At 35.8% G+C, this 15,823-nt stretch carries 17 protein-coding genes; 15 read left to right on the top strand and 2 right to left on the bottom strand.

Going from position 1 to position 15,823, the window contains the following annotated elements; translation table 11 throughout:
* Position 1 precedes the first annotated feature (1 nt).
* Genes LPC15_RS02030 through LPC15_RS02005 form a run of 6 tightly spaced genes read left to right on the top strand, consistent with a single transcriptional unit; the run spans position 2 to position 5,132 of the window.
* On the top strand, positions 2-769 hold the full coding sequence (locus LPC15_RS02030) for an electron transfer flavoprotein subunit beta/FixA family protein (RefSeq protein WP_229235050.1): 768 nt from the start codon (positions 2-4) through the stop codon (positions 767-769).
* Positions 770-1,726 (top strand): electron transfer flavoprotein subunit alpha/FixB family protein, encoded by a 957-nt coding sequence (locus tag LPC15_RS02025; protein ID WP_229235049.1) that lies wholly within the window; start codon positions 770-772, stop codon positions 1,724-1,726.
* 2 nt (positions 1,727-1,728) lie between these two features.
* On the top strand, positions 1,729-3,015 hold the full coding sequence (locus LPC15_RS02020) for a CoB--CoM heterodisulfide reductase iron-sulfur subunit A family protein (RefSeq protein WP_229235048.1): 1,287 nt from the start codon (positions 1,729-1,731) through the stop codon (positions 3,013-3,015).
* Positions 3,012-3,551: a CoB--CoM heterodisulfide reductase subunit C gene (gene hdrC / locus LPC15_RS02015; RefSeq protein ID WP_229235046.1), complete on the top strand. Its 540-nt coding sequence runs from the start codon at positions 3,012-3,014 to the stop codon at positions 3,549-3,551. The genes LPC15_RS02020 and hdrC overlap by 4 nt, the downstream gene beginning before the upstream one ends.
* Complete coding sequence (hdrB, locus tag LPC15_RS02010) at positions 3,548-4,423, top strand: CoB--CoM heterodisulfide reductase subunit B (protein ID WP_229235045.1); 876 nt, start codon at positions 3,548-3,550, stop codon at positions 4,421-4,423. Before hdrC ends, hdrB begins: the two co-directional genes overlap by 4 nt.
* 13 nt (positions 4,424-4,436) lie before the next feature.
* Positions 4,437-5,132, top strand: coding sequence for an FKBP-type peptidyl-prolyl cis-trans isomerase (locus tag LPC15_RS02005; protein WP_229235043.1), 696 nt, complete (start codon positions 4,437-4,439; stop codon positions 5,130-5,132).
* Between the two features lie 103 nt (positions 5,133-5,235).
* Here the strand turns inward: LPC15_RS02005 and LPC15_RS02000 are convergent, their stop codons facing one another.
* Together LPC15_RS02000 and LPC15_RS01995 are read right to left on the bottom strand one after the other, a co-directional pair.
* Positions 5,236-5,682, bottom strand: coding sequence for a UPF0179 family protein (locus LPC15_RS02000; protein WP_229235042.1), 447 nt, complete (start codon positions 5,680-5,682; stop codon positions 5,236-5,238).
* Positions 5,683-5,689: 7 nt separating this feature from the next.
* On the bottom strand, positions 5,690-6,775 hold the full coding sequence (locus LPC15_RS01995; protein ID WP_229235040.1) for an NAD(P)-dependent glycerol-1-phosphate dehydrogenase: 1,086 nt from the start codon (positions 6,773-6,775) through the stop codon (positions 5,690-5,692).
* Between the two features lie 202 nt (positions 6,776-6,977).
* On the opposite strand from LPC15_RS01995, the gene nadC reads away from it, so the two are divergent.
* The 9 genes from nadC (at position 6,978) to purL (ending at position 15,780) form a co-directional block, all read left to right on the top strand.
* Positions 6,978-7,820 (top strand): carboxylating nicotinate-nucleotide diphosphorylase, encoded by an 843-nt coding sequence (gene nadC / locus LPC15_RS01990; protein WP_229235039.1) that lies wholly within the window; start codon positions 6,978-6,980, stop codon positions 7,818-7,820.
* Positions 7,821-7,872: 52 nt separating this feature from the next.
* Positions 7,873-8,415 carry a pyruvoyl-dependent arginine decarboxylase gene (locus LPC15_RS01985; RefSeq protein WP_229235038.1) on the top strand — a complete coding sequence of 181 codons (543 nt, stop codon included), beginning with the start codon at positions 7,873-7,875 and terminating at the stop codon, positions 8,413-8,415.
* A gap of 149 nt (positions 8,416-8,564) precedes the next feature.
* A complete protein-coding gene (cfbA, locus tag LPC15_RS01980) occupies positions 8,565-8,954 on the top strand; it encodes a sirohydrochlorin nickelochelatase (protein ID WP_229235036.1) in 390 nt (129 codons plus the stop codon).
* Positions 8,951-10,423 carry a hypothetical protein gene (locus tag LPC15_RS01975; RefSeq protein WP_229235035.1) on the top strand — a complete coding sequence of 491 codons (1,473 nt, stop codon included), beginning with the start codon at positions 8,951-8,953 and terminating at the stop codon, positions 10,421-10,423. Before cfbA ends, LPC15_RS01975 begins: the two co-directional genes overlap by 4 nt.
* Positions 10,424-10,425: 2 nt before the next feature.
* Positions 10,426-11,514 (top strand): Ni-sirohydrochlorin a,c-diamide reductive cyclase catalytic subunit, encoded by a 1,089-nt coding sequence (gene cfbD, locus LPC15_RS01970; protein ID WP_229235034.1) that lies wholly within the window; start codon positions 10,426-10,428, stop codon positions 11,512-11,514.
* A 33-nt stretch (positions 11,515-11,547) separates the two neighbouring features.
* Positions 11,548-12,027: a cyclic nucleotide-binding/CBS domain-containing protein gene (locus LPC15_RS01965; RefSeq protein ID WP_229235033.1), complete on the top strand. Its 480-nt coding sequence runs from the start codon at positions 11,548-11,550 to the stop codon at positions 12,025-12,027.
* Positions 12,021-13,235 (top strand): cation:proton antiporter, encoded by a 1,215-nt coding sequence (locus tag LPC15_RS01960; protein WP_229235032.1) that lies wholly within the window; start codon positions 12,021-12,023, stop codon positions 13,233-13,235. The genes LPC15_RS01965 and LPC15_RS01960 overlap by 7 nt, the downstream gene beginning before the upstream one ends.
* Before the next feature lie 11 nt (positions 13,236-13,246).
* Positions 13,247-13,489, top strand: a complete 243-nt coding sequence (purS, locus tag LPC15_RS01955) for a phosphoribosylformylglycinamidine synthase subunit PurS (RefSeq protein WP_229235031.1) — start codon at positions 13,247-13,249, stop codon at positions 13,487-13,489.
* Positions 13,490-13,497: 8 nt separating this feature from the next.
* Positions 13,498-15,780 carry a phosphoribosylformylglycinamidine synthase subunit PurL gene (gene purL, locus LPC15_RS01950; RefSeq protein WP_229235030.1) on the top strand — a complete coding sequence of 761 codons (2,283 nt, stop codon included), beginning with the start codon at positions 13,498-13,500 and terminating at the stop codon, positions 15,778-15,780.
* The last annotated feature ends 43 nt before the right edge of the window (positions 15,781-15,823 follow it).

The following is a 15,823-nucleotide window of genomic DNA, read 5'->3' as shown; positions in this document are numbered from 1 at the left end:
AATGGATGTTATAGTATCTGTAAGAAAAGTTCCCGATACTGCAGAAGCAGATGTCATGGTAGAAAAAAGCGGTAAAGATATAGAAAAGAGTAGGTTAACCTTTACTATAAACGAATGGGATAACTATGCAGTGGAGGAAGCAATACAGCTAAAAGAGAAATATGGTGGAACCGTTACAGTTATAACGGTCGGACCAAAAGATGTAGAAGATATATTAAGAAGAAGCCTTGCAATGGGTGCAGATAAAGCAATACGTGTCGATATGGAAGATCCAGAGGACGCATATATTCTTGCAAATGTTTTATCTGCCGTCATAAAAAATCAAAAATTTGATCTTGTGTTATTTGGTGCACAATCAGGCGATTTTAATAGGGGTGTCACCGGGGTATTAGTTGCTCGGATGTTAGGAATAACTCATGCAGCAATGGTTAATGGTATTGAAGTCTTAGATGGAAGCATAAAAGCAAGCAGAGAGCTTGAAGGGGGATTGAACGAGATTTATGATATAAAGTTGCCTGCATTGTTTACAATACAGACAGGTATCAACGAGCCGAGATACGTATCTATTTCAGGGATACGTAAAGCAAGACAAAAGCCATTGGATGTATTAACTCAGTCTGACCTTGGTATTGGCAGTATAGAACCGATGGTTAGATTGGATAAGATGTATCTGCCACCGCCAGGAAAATTGGCTGAATTTATTGGTGGCTCCACAGAAGAGGCGGCGGCAAAACTTGCTTCTGTATTAAAAGGAAAGGGGGTATTATAAATGGCTGTATTTGTATTTATTGAGCACAGAGAAGGGAAATTGATGGATATCTCGTTTGAGGCTTTATCTGCGGCTCAGAAGCTGAACGATGAGGTAATAGCAGTATTGAGCGGAGAAAATGTGAGTGATTTGGCAGAAAAAGTGGTAAAATATGCTGATAAAGTGATTATAGTAGAAGATCCTAAGATAGATACCAACAATGAGGCATATACTAGAGTTTTAGATGAATTAGTAAAAAAAGAGATGCCTAAGATCGTGATTATGGGTCATACATCTATGGGTATGGATATTGCTCCGGCAGTGGCAATAGATCTTGGTTTACCAATCGCTACCGACGTCGTCAATATCTCAAAAGATGGGAATATAAAAGTTACGAGATCTATCTATAATGGGAAAGTTTTAGCAGATTACTACTTAAAAGATGCAGAGACCTATATAATCACAATACGGACAGGAGAGTTTTCTGCAGAAGAGTTGAGTGAAAAAAATGGCAAAATTGAGAGAGTAGATTCACCATTGAAGGAAGAGATAACCAACAAGAAGTTTGTAGGATTTGTACAGCCAGAAGTTGGTGGGGTGGATATCACCCAAGCAGATATCTTGGTATCGGTTGGCAGAGGTATAAAGGATAAAGAAAATATACCATTAGTAGAAGAGCTTGCAAAAATAATGGGTGGCGTCCTTTCATGCTCCAGGCCGATAGTAGATTACGGTTGGCTTCCAAAAGAAAGACAGGTTGGAACATCTGGCAAGACCGTTAAACCAAAACTGTATCTGGCTCTCGGTATAAGCGGTGCTTTTCAGCATGTTGCAGGGATGAAAGGGGCAAATATGATTGTAGCAGTAAACAAAGATCCAAAAGCACCAATATTCTCGGTGGCACAGTATGGAATAGTAGATGACGTATTGAAAGTTATTCCAGCATTGACACAAAAAATTAAAGAGATAAAGGGATAAAAATGAGAAGTCTTATTATAGGCGGCGGTCCTGCAGGACTACAGGCATCGCTTGATCTGGCAGATGCTGGATATGATGTCTATCTGGTAGAGAGATACTTCTCTTTGGGTGGCCATGCAGTTCAGATAGCAAAGAATTATCCTAATCTCACGGACATCAAAGATTTTATGAAACCTCTTATGGAAAAGGTTTATAATCACGAGAAGATAACCGTACTTACAAACGCGGAAGTTCTTAGCGTAGATGGCGAGGTAGGTAATTTCAAAGTAAAGGTAGAAAAGAGGCCAACCTATGTAAACGTTGAAAAATGTACTGATGATGCCTGTAAGAAGGCAATGGAGGTTTGTCCTGTAGAGGTTCCAAATGAGTTCAACCTTGGGTTGTTTGATAAGAGAAAGGCTATTTTTATTCCTTTCTCCTATTCTGTACCTTATGGTTGCGTAATCGATGAAAAATCCTGTTTACATTTCAAGGATGAGGGCTGTAGTAGATGCAATGAGGTCTGTGATGGTATCAACTTTGAGGAAAAGAGAGAGATAGTACAAATAGACGATGTAGGTTCAATAATAGTTGCTACTGGGTTTGATCCGTTTGATCCTAATCTCAGACCTGAACTGGCATACGATAAGTATAAAAACGTTATAACATCGTTAGAGCTTGAAAGAATGCTAGATGAAAATGGACCAACAAAAGGAAAGATAATAATAGATGGTAAAGAGCCTAAATCGATAGTCTTTGCCCATTGTATTGGTTCGAGAGATAAAAAAGTGGATAATCCATATTGTTCAAGAATCTGTTGCATGTATACCGCTAAGGAAGCATACATGGTAAAGGAGAAGATACCTGATGCTACCATATCCGTCTCTTACATAGATATGAGAGCGTTTGGAAAAGGTTGTGAGCAATTTTATGAAGAGGTGCAGAAAAAACAGGTTTTATATAGAAGAGGAGTTGCAGCAGAGATATATGGAGCGGGTGACCAAGTAGTTCTTAGGGCGGAAGATACACTTTTATCAAATGCGTATGAATTTAATGCTGATTTAATTGTCCTTGCAGTAGGTGTTGAGCCGAGATCAGATTCTGCAGAATTATCCAAGGTGTTAGGTTTGCAAATTGACGATTGTGGATTCTTTGTTGAAAAGAGTATATATGATACATGTGAGACAGAGAAAGATGGGATTTTTATAGCAGGTTGTTGTCAGGGTCCGAAAGATATACAGGATTCTCTAATGCAGGGTAGCGCTGCTGCTGTAAAGGCTATAGGTGTCATGAAGAGGTGTAACAATTGAGTCTTTTAAGTGAGATAGAAGAGTGTGGTGAAGTAATCGGTAAAGATACCATAGATAGTTTTTTAGCATGCATGCAGTGTGGTAAATGTACCGGTAGCTGTCCTTCTGGTAGAGTAACATCATATAGGACAAGAAGAGTGATCAACAGACTACAAGCAGGTGATCGGTCTGTCTTGGCTGATCCGAACCTTTGGATGTGTACAACATGTTACACATGCTATGAAAGATGCCCGAGAGAGGTAAGGATCACAGATATAATAAGAGCGGTAAGAAACTTGGCAGCAAAAGAGGGATATATGTCAAAATCTCACAGAGCTACCGCTAGTTATGTTATAAAGACCGGCCATGCTGTTCCTATAAACGATGAGACAAAAAAATTGAGAAAGGAGCTTGGATTATCTGAGGTTCCACCAACAACACACAAGTTTCCAAAGGCGTTGGAATCTATCCGTAAGATAATTAAAAAGACCAATTTTGACAAATTAGTTGGATTTGATTGGGATACGATGAGTTTAGAAGAGAGGGGGGAAAAATGAAAGAATACGCTTATTTTCTTGGGTGTATAACACCTAACAGGTATCCTGGTATAGAAGCTTCTACTATTAAAGTTTTAAAGAGATTTGGAATAGAGACAAGAGACCTTAATGGGGCAAGCTGTTGTCCTGCACCCGGTGTTTTTGGATCTTTCGACTTGAATACATGGTTACTTATAGCGGCAAGAAATGTTACATTGGCAGATATGATTGGTTTAGATATATATGTAACGTGTAACGGTTGTTACGGATCCCTCCAAGAGGCAGATCATCTTTTAAAAGAGAGACCTGAACTTAAAGAATGGGTAAATGAGATTCTTTCAGATGAAGGACTTGAATATAAAGGAAGAATAAAGGTGAAACATATCATTGAAGTTCTATACGAAGATATTGGTGTAGATAAGATAAAAGATGCGGTAGTCTCACCGATCAATGCAAAAATAGGGGCACATTATGGATGCCATTTTTTGAAACCTAGTCTAGTTAGAGGTCATGGTAGTCCTGAGAAGCCAACCATCCTAGACGAGCTTATAGAAGCAACATGTGCAGAGAGTATCGATTATAAAGATAAACTTATGTGTTGTGGCGCTGGTGGCGGATTAAGATCAAGGGATCTTAATACTTCTCTCGAATTTACCAGGCAAAAAATTGCTAATATGAAGGATGCAGGAATAGAGGCCTCTGTAGATACTTGTGCATTCTGTCATTTACAGATGGATAGAGGACAGATCGAGATAAAAGAAAAGTTTGGTGAGGAGTATAATCTTCCTATATTGTTTATCACGCAATTGATCGGGCTTTCTTTTGGATTTAGTACAAAAGAGTTAGGATTAGATAAACATAGTATTCCAATGACTGAGAAATTTATCAGATAGATAAAAAATGTATATGAATGGTACAGTAGTAAAAAAAGGGGATACAATAGAGCTATCCTATACAGGCATGGTAGATAATGAGATATTTGATACTACAGATGAAGAGCTGGCTAAGAAAGAGGGGATTTACAAAGAGAATCTGAAATATGGACCAATTACCATCATGTTGGGTGCAGGCCATATAATAAAAGGACTTGAGGAGGAGTTGATCGGTAAAGAGGTAGAATACGAAGGTAATGTGGAGATACCGCCAAAAAAAGGCTTTGGGGATTATAAAGAAGATTTAAAGATGCTTATACCGATAAACAAGATTAAAGAGGATGCTACACCTGGAATGAGGGTGATGGTTGATGGAAAGATTGGTACGATAGAGCGGGTGGTAGGAAGACGTGCCTTGGTAGATTTTAATCTACCTTTAGCGGGTAAAGTGCTCAAATACAACTACAAGATTGTTAGAAAAATAGAAGACCCAATAGAACAGATAAAATCTCTAATTAAAGTCTACGTTAACAAAGACGTCGACGAAGTGGAGATATCCGAAGATAATATAGCATCTATCTATGTTAGCTATGAGTTATCTATAGATCGGCAGTGGATGGTATTTAAAAAGAGTATTGCAGATGATCTTTTAGATAATCTCGATCTTAAAGAGGTTAAGTATATAGAGAGGTATCGAAAGACGGAGAAAAGCGATGAAAATGATGAGTAGTCTCTCTATAATACCATCTTTTAACTCCTCAAATATTTTAATTTTTATTTTTTAATATTTTTCAATTGTATATCTATCTCACTACTTATATTTCTATATACCTTTATAATCTAAATATCTCAGCAAGTCTCAGATTGTATCCTCTAGGGCAATCGATATTGGATAGCTGTTTTTGAATTAAATAACGACCATTATTAACAACCCCCTCTGGATGACAAAAATCAAAAAATTCGCAATCCAAATTATCGCATTCTATGAAATTATATTCTATTTTAGCCCCTTCTAATGCCTTTTTATGATCTAACGAAACGATTATTTGTGCCTCTTTAACTGCAATTGCTTTAACTCCACCATCATGCAGATAACAGTCATGTACAGTATCGTTACATATTTTTTCTATCTTGTATCTTTTATTCCTTTCCAAGTTCATACAACTATTTCTTAATTTACAATTTTCGCATTCTTCCGTGCCATTACCAAAAAATATAAATTCATTACCAACGGTTGCAAGTTTTGTGCCAATTAGTGTAACCTTTAATTCATTATCCATCTTTATCTCACTCTCCTACTTTTGTTATATTTACAAGTTTTTTTGCTGCCTTTATAGTTATACCATTTCCCAATATAGAATACCTCTCAGGACGAATTTTATAAGCATTAACGAGAGCATCTATTATATATTCTACATCTATCCCAAGCTCTGTGGCGGATACGGGACATCCTATAGTCTTTAAAGTATCTCTTATCAACTTCCAATCACCTCCGTGGAGGTACATCATCATGATACTACCCACACCGCATTGTTCACCATGTAACGCCGGTTTTGGTGCTATCTTATCCAACATATGACTGAATTTATGTTCTGATCCACTTGCAGGATAAGAAGACCCCGCTATACTCATAGCAACACTACTGGAGACTAAACCTTTCATTACAATCCATGCAGACTCTTCTAAGCGTTGTTTTATAATACTGGCAGACTCTACTATAATCTCTGCAGCCATATGAGATAATGCAGCCGCATAACTACTATATTCTACATTTTTTAGTTTGTTGGCAAGTTGCCAATCCTTGACTGCAGTAAAATTAGATATAAGATCACCACATCCAGCTGCGAGCAATCTATATGGCGCTTTATAGATAATCTCGGTATCTGCAATTATAGCAATAGGAGCATTTGCCTCTATCGATACATGCTGTTTTCTTCTAGATAAAGATGATCTTGATGAGGCGATACCATCATGAGATGCCGCAGTAGGTATGCTTATAAATGGTTTTTTCAGCTCAAAAGAGCTTAGTTTTGCAACATCTATCGATTTTCCGCCACCTACACCAATTAAAAAATTAGCATTAATCTCTTTAGCAATTTTTTTTACGTTGTTGACCTCTTTTATGGTAGCCTCATCGACTATTTTTATTTCTGTATCTATATTGTTATCCTCCAATAAGTCTTTAACCAATATACCTGCCACATTTAAAGTATTAGGTCCACATATGATAAGAGCATTCCCATCAAGTTTTAACTCGTTGCATACGTCTATGATATCATATATCTTATTATGACCAACTACAACAATCCTGGGAAGATGCATCCATTTTGATTTATGCACACTCTCTCCGATTACTAAATCTGAAAGGTCCATTATTAGAACATCTCTTATATGAAGTTTTACAAGGTTTGGTTTATATCTTTATTTATAGCGAGGATATATAAATATTAACAATAACCAGTATCGATATCTACTGTAGATAATCCTTTATAATTTTGATATTTAATAATATTGAACATACCTTGAAATTAAGAAGAGAAATTATTAATATATGTTCAAAAGATAGGAAGATAAGATGGAGAAATTCATTATACAGAAATTATTAAAATTTATTGAAGAAGATGCACCATACGGTGATATTACTTCTACTTTGATAAGTCCAGATGTAAGTATAACTGCAGACATTTCTTCAAAAGAGGCGTGTATTTTAGCAGGAATGGAAGAGCTTATTATATTATCAAACTATTTTGGTATAGATATCGATCCGATACATCACGATAGTGAGAAAATTTATAAAGATGAGAGAATATGTCATATGAAGGGTAATGCAAGAGATATTTTACTTATAGAACGATCCGCTTTGAACCTTTTATCAAGAATGAGCGGCATAGCAACTCTTACTAGAATGCTACAAGATAAGATCGATAAAACTGGATTTAATATTAAAATATCGTCTACTCGGAAAACAGCACCTGGATTAAGATACTTTGATAAAAAAGCTGTGATGATCGGTGGTGGATATATCCACAGAATGGGTTTAAGCGACTCGATACTCATAAAAGACAACCATATCGCTATATTGGGATTGGATAATGCTATTAAATCTGGAAAAGAAAAATATTTTACTAAAAAAATAGAAGTAGAGGTAGAAACTCCTGCTGATGCTATAAAAGCAGCACAATCTGGTGCAGAAGTTATTATGCTGGATAATTTTGCTTCCAACGATATAAAAAAAGTGATAGATATATTAGAGAGAGAAAATTTAAGAAATAATCTTATTTTAGAGGTGTCTGGAGGAATAACACCAGAAAATATACTTGATTATGCTATAAAAGGTATAGATTTAATTTCGGTAGGATTTTTAACACACAGTGTCAAAGGAATTGATTTTTCGCTCAGCATAAGCAGTATAATATAAAGAATTGTCTCATCAAAAACTTAATATATAGCCAACAAAGACGGATTATAAAATGATTCCGTCTAAAATATTTTTTACAAAAGGTGTAGGTGTTCATAAAGATCTACTTGCATCGTTTGAGACAGCATTAAGAGATGCAAGTATAGAAAAATACAATATAGTAATGGTATCGAGTATATTTCCTCCAGGTTGTAATATACTGACAAAGGAGGAAGGATTAAAGTATTTAAAACCAGGACAGATAGTATATAGTATTATGGCAAAAAATCAGACAAACGAGCCGAACAGGCTCATATCTGCCGCAGTTGGTTTGGCAATACCGAGTGGTAATAATCATTATGGATACCTATCAGAGTACCACGCTTTTGACATGAATGAGAAAGAGACAGGAGATTATGCTGAAGATCTAGCTGCAACGATGCTTGCTACTACGTTAGGAATAGAATTTGATCCTTCTATTGCATGGGACGAGCGGAAAGATATATACAGAGCAAGTGGTAGAATCTTCAACTCTATGAATATCTGTAAATCTGCCTATGGCGATAAAAACCATCTTTGGACTACTGTAATAGCTGCAGCTATATTTATTATCTGAATAAGGTCTTATTTTATCCTATCTTGTTTAAAATTTGAAATTTCTTCTTAAGTATAAAAAAAATTATAAATAGTAACAAAAAGTAACACAAATATCGATAGAAAATAATATTAATGAGTAGATAGTACCATTCGGTAGGAGGAATTTTAATGAGAGAAGATATCGGATTGCTGGTGGTGGGACATGGCAGCAATTTAGAATATAATTCAAATATAATAAACAAATTGGCTGAAGAATTATCTAAAAAAATTAAAAATGTAGAAGTAGCTTTTTTGAATATACAGCAGCCAAGCATATCAGATGGTATTAAAAAACTATTAAATACCGATGTGCATAAAATTGTTGTATTTCCGCTCTTTTTAGCTAAAGGGGTACATGTACTTGAGGATATTCCTAAACAACTCGGTATTAAAGATGGTAATACAGCAGAGATAGAAGTCGACGGAAGAAAGGTTGATCTTATCTATACAAGACCATTAGAGTACGACGACAGACTTTTAGATATCGCTCTTGATAGAATCAACGAGGCTTTGTCGTGAGGATAGAAAGTATCGATAAGATATATCTATTCGACATAGTTCATGGTGCTGATAGGTTTAGAGAAGATCTTGTAAGTCTTGGTTTTAATTGTGAGGTGATAGATGTTTATAAACAAGGTGAGCTTAGATACAATATATCTAAAAAAGATTTGGTGGTCGCTCCGGTACATTTAAGCAGAGATAACCCATATTTAAAAAAAGCGTTAAAATCCGGATGTACGATAATAAACCATCATCAAATGTTGAATTATATCTTTAAGTCTAAAAATTATTTGAGGGATTCCATTAAGATAGAAATAACGGGTACTATAGGTAAAACAAGTACTTTATCGATCTTATATTCTATTTTAGAATCATCAAATCCAGATTATAGAATTCTATTGCATACAAGTATTGGAACGTTTTATCTTTATAGAAACAAGATTAAAGAAGTGGGAAGGTTAAGCATAGCACCTGCAAGTATATTACCTGTAGTAAGACAAGCACTATTCGATAAATTTTATCCAGATTTTGCTATCTTCGAGATATCGTTAGGTTTTTCTGGTATAGGAGATATAAACATCGTTTCTTCTTTAAAAGAGGATTATACTATCGCATCAAATACAAAATGGGCTAGTATTGTTAAATTAGAATCCATACAGAATATAAACGATGGATCTACGGTAATAGTCCCATCTGATATAGATAAAGATTTGATAAATTGTTTTGATAATCTAAATATTATTAGATTCGGTGTTTATCAAAATGATTATGATTACAATCCTGATCTAACAAATAATATACACAGAGATGATTTAAGTAAAAAAGATGAAGGTATCGTCTATATAAAAGATAACAATATAGGAGATTGTGATGGTAGGGTGATCGTCTATAACAATATAAAGATACTTGATACATCAAGATCGAATATAAGAAGATCAGGATCTATCAATCTTTCTCTTATGAATCTATTACCAATACAAGAAGAATTTTATATCCAATCTTTACTCTCATCTATCACGGCAGCGTTATCCTTAAACGTGGACGATACCGATATAACAGATTTTTTGGTTAATTTCTCAGGTGTAGAAGGCAGAATGGATCTTAAAATGATAGATGGAATATATCTATTAAACAACTCAAACTCAGGTGTAAGATTGATCCATCTTGATAAAATCTTGAAAGATCGTTCCATCTTTGTAAATCCATTAACAAATAATAGACGAAGGCTTGTCTTGATTATAGGGGAAGAGACCAAATACATCTGTAATGGTCTTGATAAAAACGATTTTTATAGAATATTAAACGATTACAAAGAATGTTTTGACCTTATCTTGATTATAAAAGATAAAAATTGTGATGATGATCATGAAAAAGATGTTATTAGCGATTATACCTTATTCAAGACGATGAACGACGGAATAAAATATGCTTTATCCTTGCTGGATAAAGGAGACATGATAATCTCTTTTGTTAAAAGATGGGGATAGATATGGCACTTACATTACATCCAAGGCCTAATGCTATAGCTGCTGCATTATATACTCTAAGAGATCTAAATATAGATTTAATTGTGGTTCATGGGCCACCTGGGTGCTGTTTTAAACATGCAAGACTCTTAGATGAAGACGGTGTCAAGGTAGTTACCACAGGGATGGGCGAGGATAAATTCATCTTTGGCGGCCATGACGCGCTTGTAGAGACGATATATAAGGCAATAAAGATGTTTAATCCAAAAAATATGGCTATCGTAGGGACGTGTGCCAGTATGATTGTTGGTGAAGATATCGATGGTGCTGTCGAAGATGCTGGTATAGATATACCCGTCTTGACCGTAGATATACATGGAGGTTATGAAGAGAATACTGCAGGCGTAATAGCAGCTCTAAAATCTGCAGTTTCGTCTGGTATTATAACAGAAGAAGAGTTTAAGAGACAGGAATATCTGATGAGGGAGGCAACAAAGTTAGAAGAAAATTTTGGGGCGGCGTATAAAGCATACATCGAGCCATCACAGGGAGACTCTAAATACCTGGTTGGAAAACGACTTTTGGAGTTAATAGACGAGGGAAAACATGGTGCATGCATATTAAATTCAAAGAAAGAGACTACTTACATATTTGCAGATATAATGCGCGCAGTAAATGAAGTATCCCATGATATCAAACCCATAAATATCGCCAATTTATCTAGCAATCTTGGGCTTTCTAAAATCAGGAATGATGCAAAGATTATAAAGAGAGATCTTGAAAAGAGCGGTGTGAAGATCGATTACATAACGGGTGGATTGGATGAGTATGCAATAACCGGAAAAAAAGCTGCGGAAATTGTAAAAAAGCTAAATGTAGATTTTTTGGTTATTGCTGGTGTACCGCATGCTGTTCCTCTCAAAAATATGGATTATGAGATTTTTTCTATCACTAATGGGTTAAGACAGGTAGAGCCGCTTAAAAAAATATTAAAACACCAGTACGTGATTGTGGAAGTAGATCTTCATCCAAAGACTATGGGCGTACGATCTATAATCAATTCAGAGTTTGGGAATATTTTGAGAGATATGCATAATGATAGGCGTTCTTGAACAGATATTATATTTTAAAATGGTGTTTTAAAGATGCCGATAGATTATAGAACAATATTAGATAAATTTTATGAAAAGAGAGTAAAAGATGTTATGGAGAGCCGGCTATCGGTTATTCCCATAATAGATCAAAATATGGGAATAATGGAGACTGCCGCGTTTATTGCCGTAAATAATCATGCATGGGTCGTAAAGAGCAGAGATAGCAGAAGACTTGTTGGTGTTATAACAGAGAAAGATTTTCTAAATATTCTCCGTCCAGGCAAAAAGATCTCATATTTTGGGGTACCAAATAAAACATCCTTAAACTACGAATTCTTTGAAAATGCGGAGAATATAATGTCGAAAAATCCAATAATATGTACGGAAGAGGAGAAAATAAAAGATGTATTGGATAAGATGACCTTTCACAACGTGAGGAGCCTTCCTGTATTGAAAGATGAAGAGATAGTGGGCGAAATAACAATCCATCAGCTGATAATCAAATTTTATAACATTATAAACTCATGGTAATAGACAACATTATTCTATCCGTTGGTATCATACTCGCTTTTGGTTTTCTCGTAGGAATGATAACCAATCGTTTAGGGCTTACAACGATCGTTGGATATATCATTGTCGGTATAATTTTAGGACCTGTAATCCATCTTGTAGAATTAAGTCCTCATCTTATAAATATAATAACTAGTTTTACGCTCGCATTTGTTGCTTTCATGATTGGGAGAAGTTTTACAATCGATTTTCTTAAAAAAATGGGAAAAGATGTTGGAATAATACTAATTTTTGAATCGCTCGCTGCTTTTATTTTAGTAACACTTGGAATATATCTATATACCCATGATTTAATCCTTGCTTTACTTCTTGGTTCTTTAGCTCCTGCTACTGCTCCTGCTGGTACTATGGCTGTGATTCACAGTTGTAAAGCAAGAGGCAATTTAAGTAAGATTACTACGGTGATCGTTGGATTGGATGACGGGATCGGAGTAATTATATTTACTGCTGCTATCGCTATGGTTGGAGTTATGCTTGGCAGTTCTTCGTCTATATCTGCTACAATAGTCGGTTCATTGATAGAGATCGGTGGAGCGATAATACTTGGTATTATCTGTGGAATAGCATTTTCCTATGTTGCAAAGATGATAAAAGATAGAAGTAATCTTTTTATAATTTCATTATCAGCCATTTTAATCTGTGCAGGTTTGGCAGAGCTTTTAGACATATCATTGATACTTGCCTGTATATCATTGGGGGTGGTGTTCGCTAACTTAGCTCCAAATGTGAGTAAGATGTCTTTTAACATAATAGAAGATGTTCTTCCTCCTATTTATACTATATTCTTCATTGTGGCCGGATTACAACTACGTCCGGATCTATTTATCAAGATGGGAGTGGTAGGATTTATATATATAGGATGCAGAGTGGTAGGAAAGATGATCGGTGCATTCTTTGGTAGTAAATTGGCAAAATCAGAACCTGTTATTCAAAAATATCTGGGATTTGCCTTACTTTCTCAAGCTGGTGTAGCAATCGGGCTGGCATCTATGGTTGCAAAAGAACTATCCGCTTATGGAGAGATTGGACAATATCTTGGATCTTTGGCAATTACGATAATCACTGCAACTACTGTCATATTTGAGATAATTGGACCGATAGGAGTAAAATACGCAGTTGATAAGGCAGGAGAAAGCGGAAAAAAATATAAAATAATAAACTTAACATAATAGGGGTAATCATGCAGGCAGAGATTAAAATAAGATTAAAAAACGGGATATCAGATCCTGAAGGGGATAATATTAAGAAAGCATTGTTACTTCTCGGATTTGATAATGTTATAAGAGTAAAAACGTTAAAATCGTATATAATAGAGATTGATTGTGAAAAAAAAGATGATGCTATCGAAGAAATAAAAGATATATGTGATAAATTACTTGCAAATCCTGTAATACACGATTATTATATAGAGATCATCGAATAAAGAGAGATATGTACTACCTATCAAACGTAAAAAAGATAGACCTCTCTGTCTCAGAAGATCAACTAGAGCAGATTGGAAGAGAGATGGGGTTGGGACTTAATAGGTACGAATTGGGTTTAATAAAAGATTATTTTAAAAGGCTTAACAGAGACCCAACCGATATAGAACTGCAATCGTTAGCTCAGGCTTGGTCTGAGCATTGTTGTTACAAGAGCTCAAAAAACCTTCTTAAGAGGTTTATATTATCCGACTCATCTCAAGGTATTCTTCTTGGTGAGGATGCAGGAATAATCGATTTCAATGAAGAATATGCATATGCAGTGGCATTTGAGAGCCATAATCATCCTTCTAACGTAGAACCATATGGTGGTGCCGCGACAGGTATTGGTGGTGTAGTAAGAGATATCCTATGTATGGGTGCCAAACCTATCGCTCTTATAGATTCGTTGTTTTTTGGATTACCCGACAGAGATAAAAGATCTAAATTTTTGTTTAACGGAGTAATATCCGGTATAGGCGATTATGGAAATAGAATAGGCGTTCCAACAGTTGCAGGAATAATCTATTTCGATGAAGGATATAAAAACAACTGTCTAGTAAATGCTGGCTGTGTTGGAATTGTAAAAAAAAGCCAGGTAGTACCGAGCAGATCAAAAGAAGGTAATTTATTCGTCTTAACCGGCGGAAAGACGGGGCGGGATGGAATACATGGTGTTACATTCGCATCAGCAGAGCTTTCAGAGAGATCAGAAGAAGATCGTAGTGCCGTACAGTTGGGAAATCCTATCTTAGAAGAGCCTCTTATCCATGCATGTCTGGAAGTGACAGATAAAGGTCTTGTAGATGGGATGAAGGATTTGGGGGGTGGAGGGCTCTCATGTGCCATTGGTGAGATGTCTTTTGCGGCTGGATGTGGGGCGTGTATAGAGATAGAAAAAGTTCCTCTAAAGGAAGAAGGGATGCATCCCTGGGAGATTCTTGTCTCTGAATCTCAAGAGAGAATGATGTTATCTATAAGTCCGGATAAAGTAGATGAAGTATTAGAAATATTCGATTACTGGGACGTTCCTGCAACCATTATAGGAAGATCTCTGCCAGGAAATTTATTTATAATAACATATTATGGTGAGAAGATATATGAGCTGGAGTTGGATTTTTTGATAAACGGTATAAGATACGATAGGGAGATAAAAGTAAGAGAGATTAAAGAGGAAAAAGAGTATTTTGATGAACCGAAAGATTATAACAGTATGTTTTTATCAGTCTTATCAAGTTTGAACATCTGCAGTAGAGAGTCTGTAATAAGGAGATACGATCATGAGGTGGGTGGCAGAACGATCCTGAAACCTTTAAATGGAGGTATAAAAAATCCTTCACATGGAGATGCAGCCGTTATAAAGCCTTTGGAAGATTCTTACAAGGGGCTTGCGATATCCGCAGCTATAAACCCATCTTTTATGGGGATCAATCCTTATAAAGGGGCTCTCTCTGCAGTGGATGAGGTTTGTAGAAACTTGGTATCAGTAGGAGCACGACCGCATTCTCTTGCAGACACTCTTAACTTTGGAAATCCTGAGAAGCCAATCGTTATGGGAGATTTTTATGAATCCGTTCGGGCGCTAGGTGAGATTGCAAAAGAACTAAAAATTCCTTATGCATCGGGAAATGTCAGTTTTTATAATGAGAGATCGCAGATTGAAGATTCGCAAATAGTACCGACACCATCTCTCTTTGGTGTAGGTATCGTAGAAGATATAAGAAAGGTTGTTACGTCAGATATAAAAGGAGAGAACTTGCTTTACCTAATAGGAGATACGTATGAAGAATTAGGAGGATCTGAGTATCTGAAGATTATAGGAAAGAAAGGCGTGGTCCCTTCTGTAGATGTTGATAGATTGAGAAGGTCTATAGAAGCCGTATTGAATGGTATTAAAAACGAGATTATAATCTCGGCACACGACGTTTCTGAAGGAGGTATTGCTGTTGCTGTTGCAGAGATGTGTATGGGCGGAGGTATCGGTGCTGATCTAGATATATCTGGTATTAAAGGTATGAGAAGTGATATAAAACTATTCTCTGAATCTAACACGCGTTGGCTCGTTGAAGTAAAAAAAGACGATGAAAAAGATTTGATTCGAACTTTTATGGAGTGCAGCGTGAGTATTATAAGATTGGGAGAGACGAGAGGAGATAGGCTGGTTATAAAAGATGGCAATAAAGATCTTTTAAATGTTTCGCTGATTGAGATGTATGATACGTGGAGTAGAATGTTAGAAAAGATAATTTTATGATTAAAAGATATTTAAGAAAAAATTATTTAAATAAGGGTTTAAT

The organism is Candidatus Methanoliparum sp. LAM-1, assembly GCF_020885915.1.
GTDB classification, from domain to species: Archaea; Halobacteriota; Methanoliparia; order Methanoliparales; family Methanoliparaceae; genus Methanoliparum; species Methanoliparum thermophilum.
Note: the sequence above shows the minus strand (reverse complement) of the source record. Positions and strands in the feature narration are given on the sequence as shown.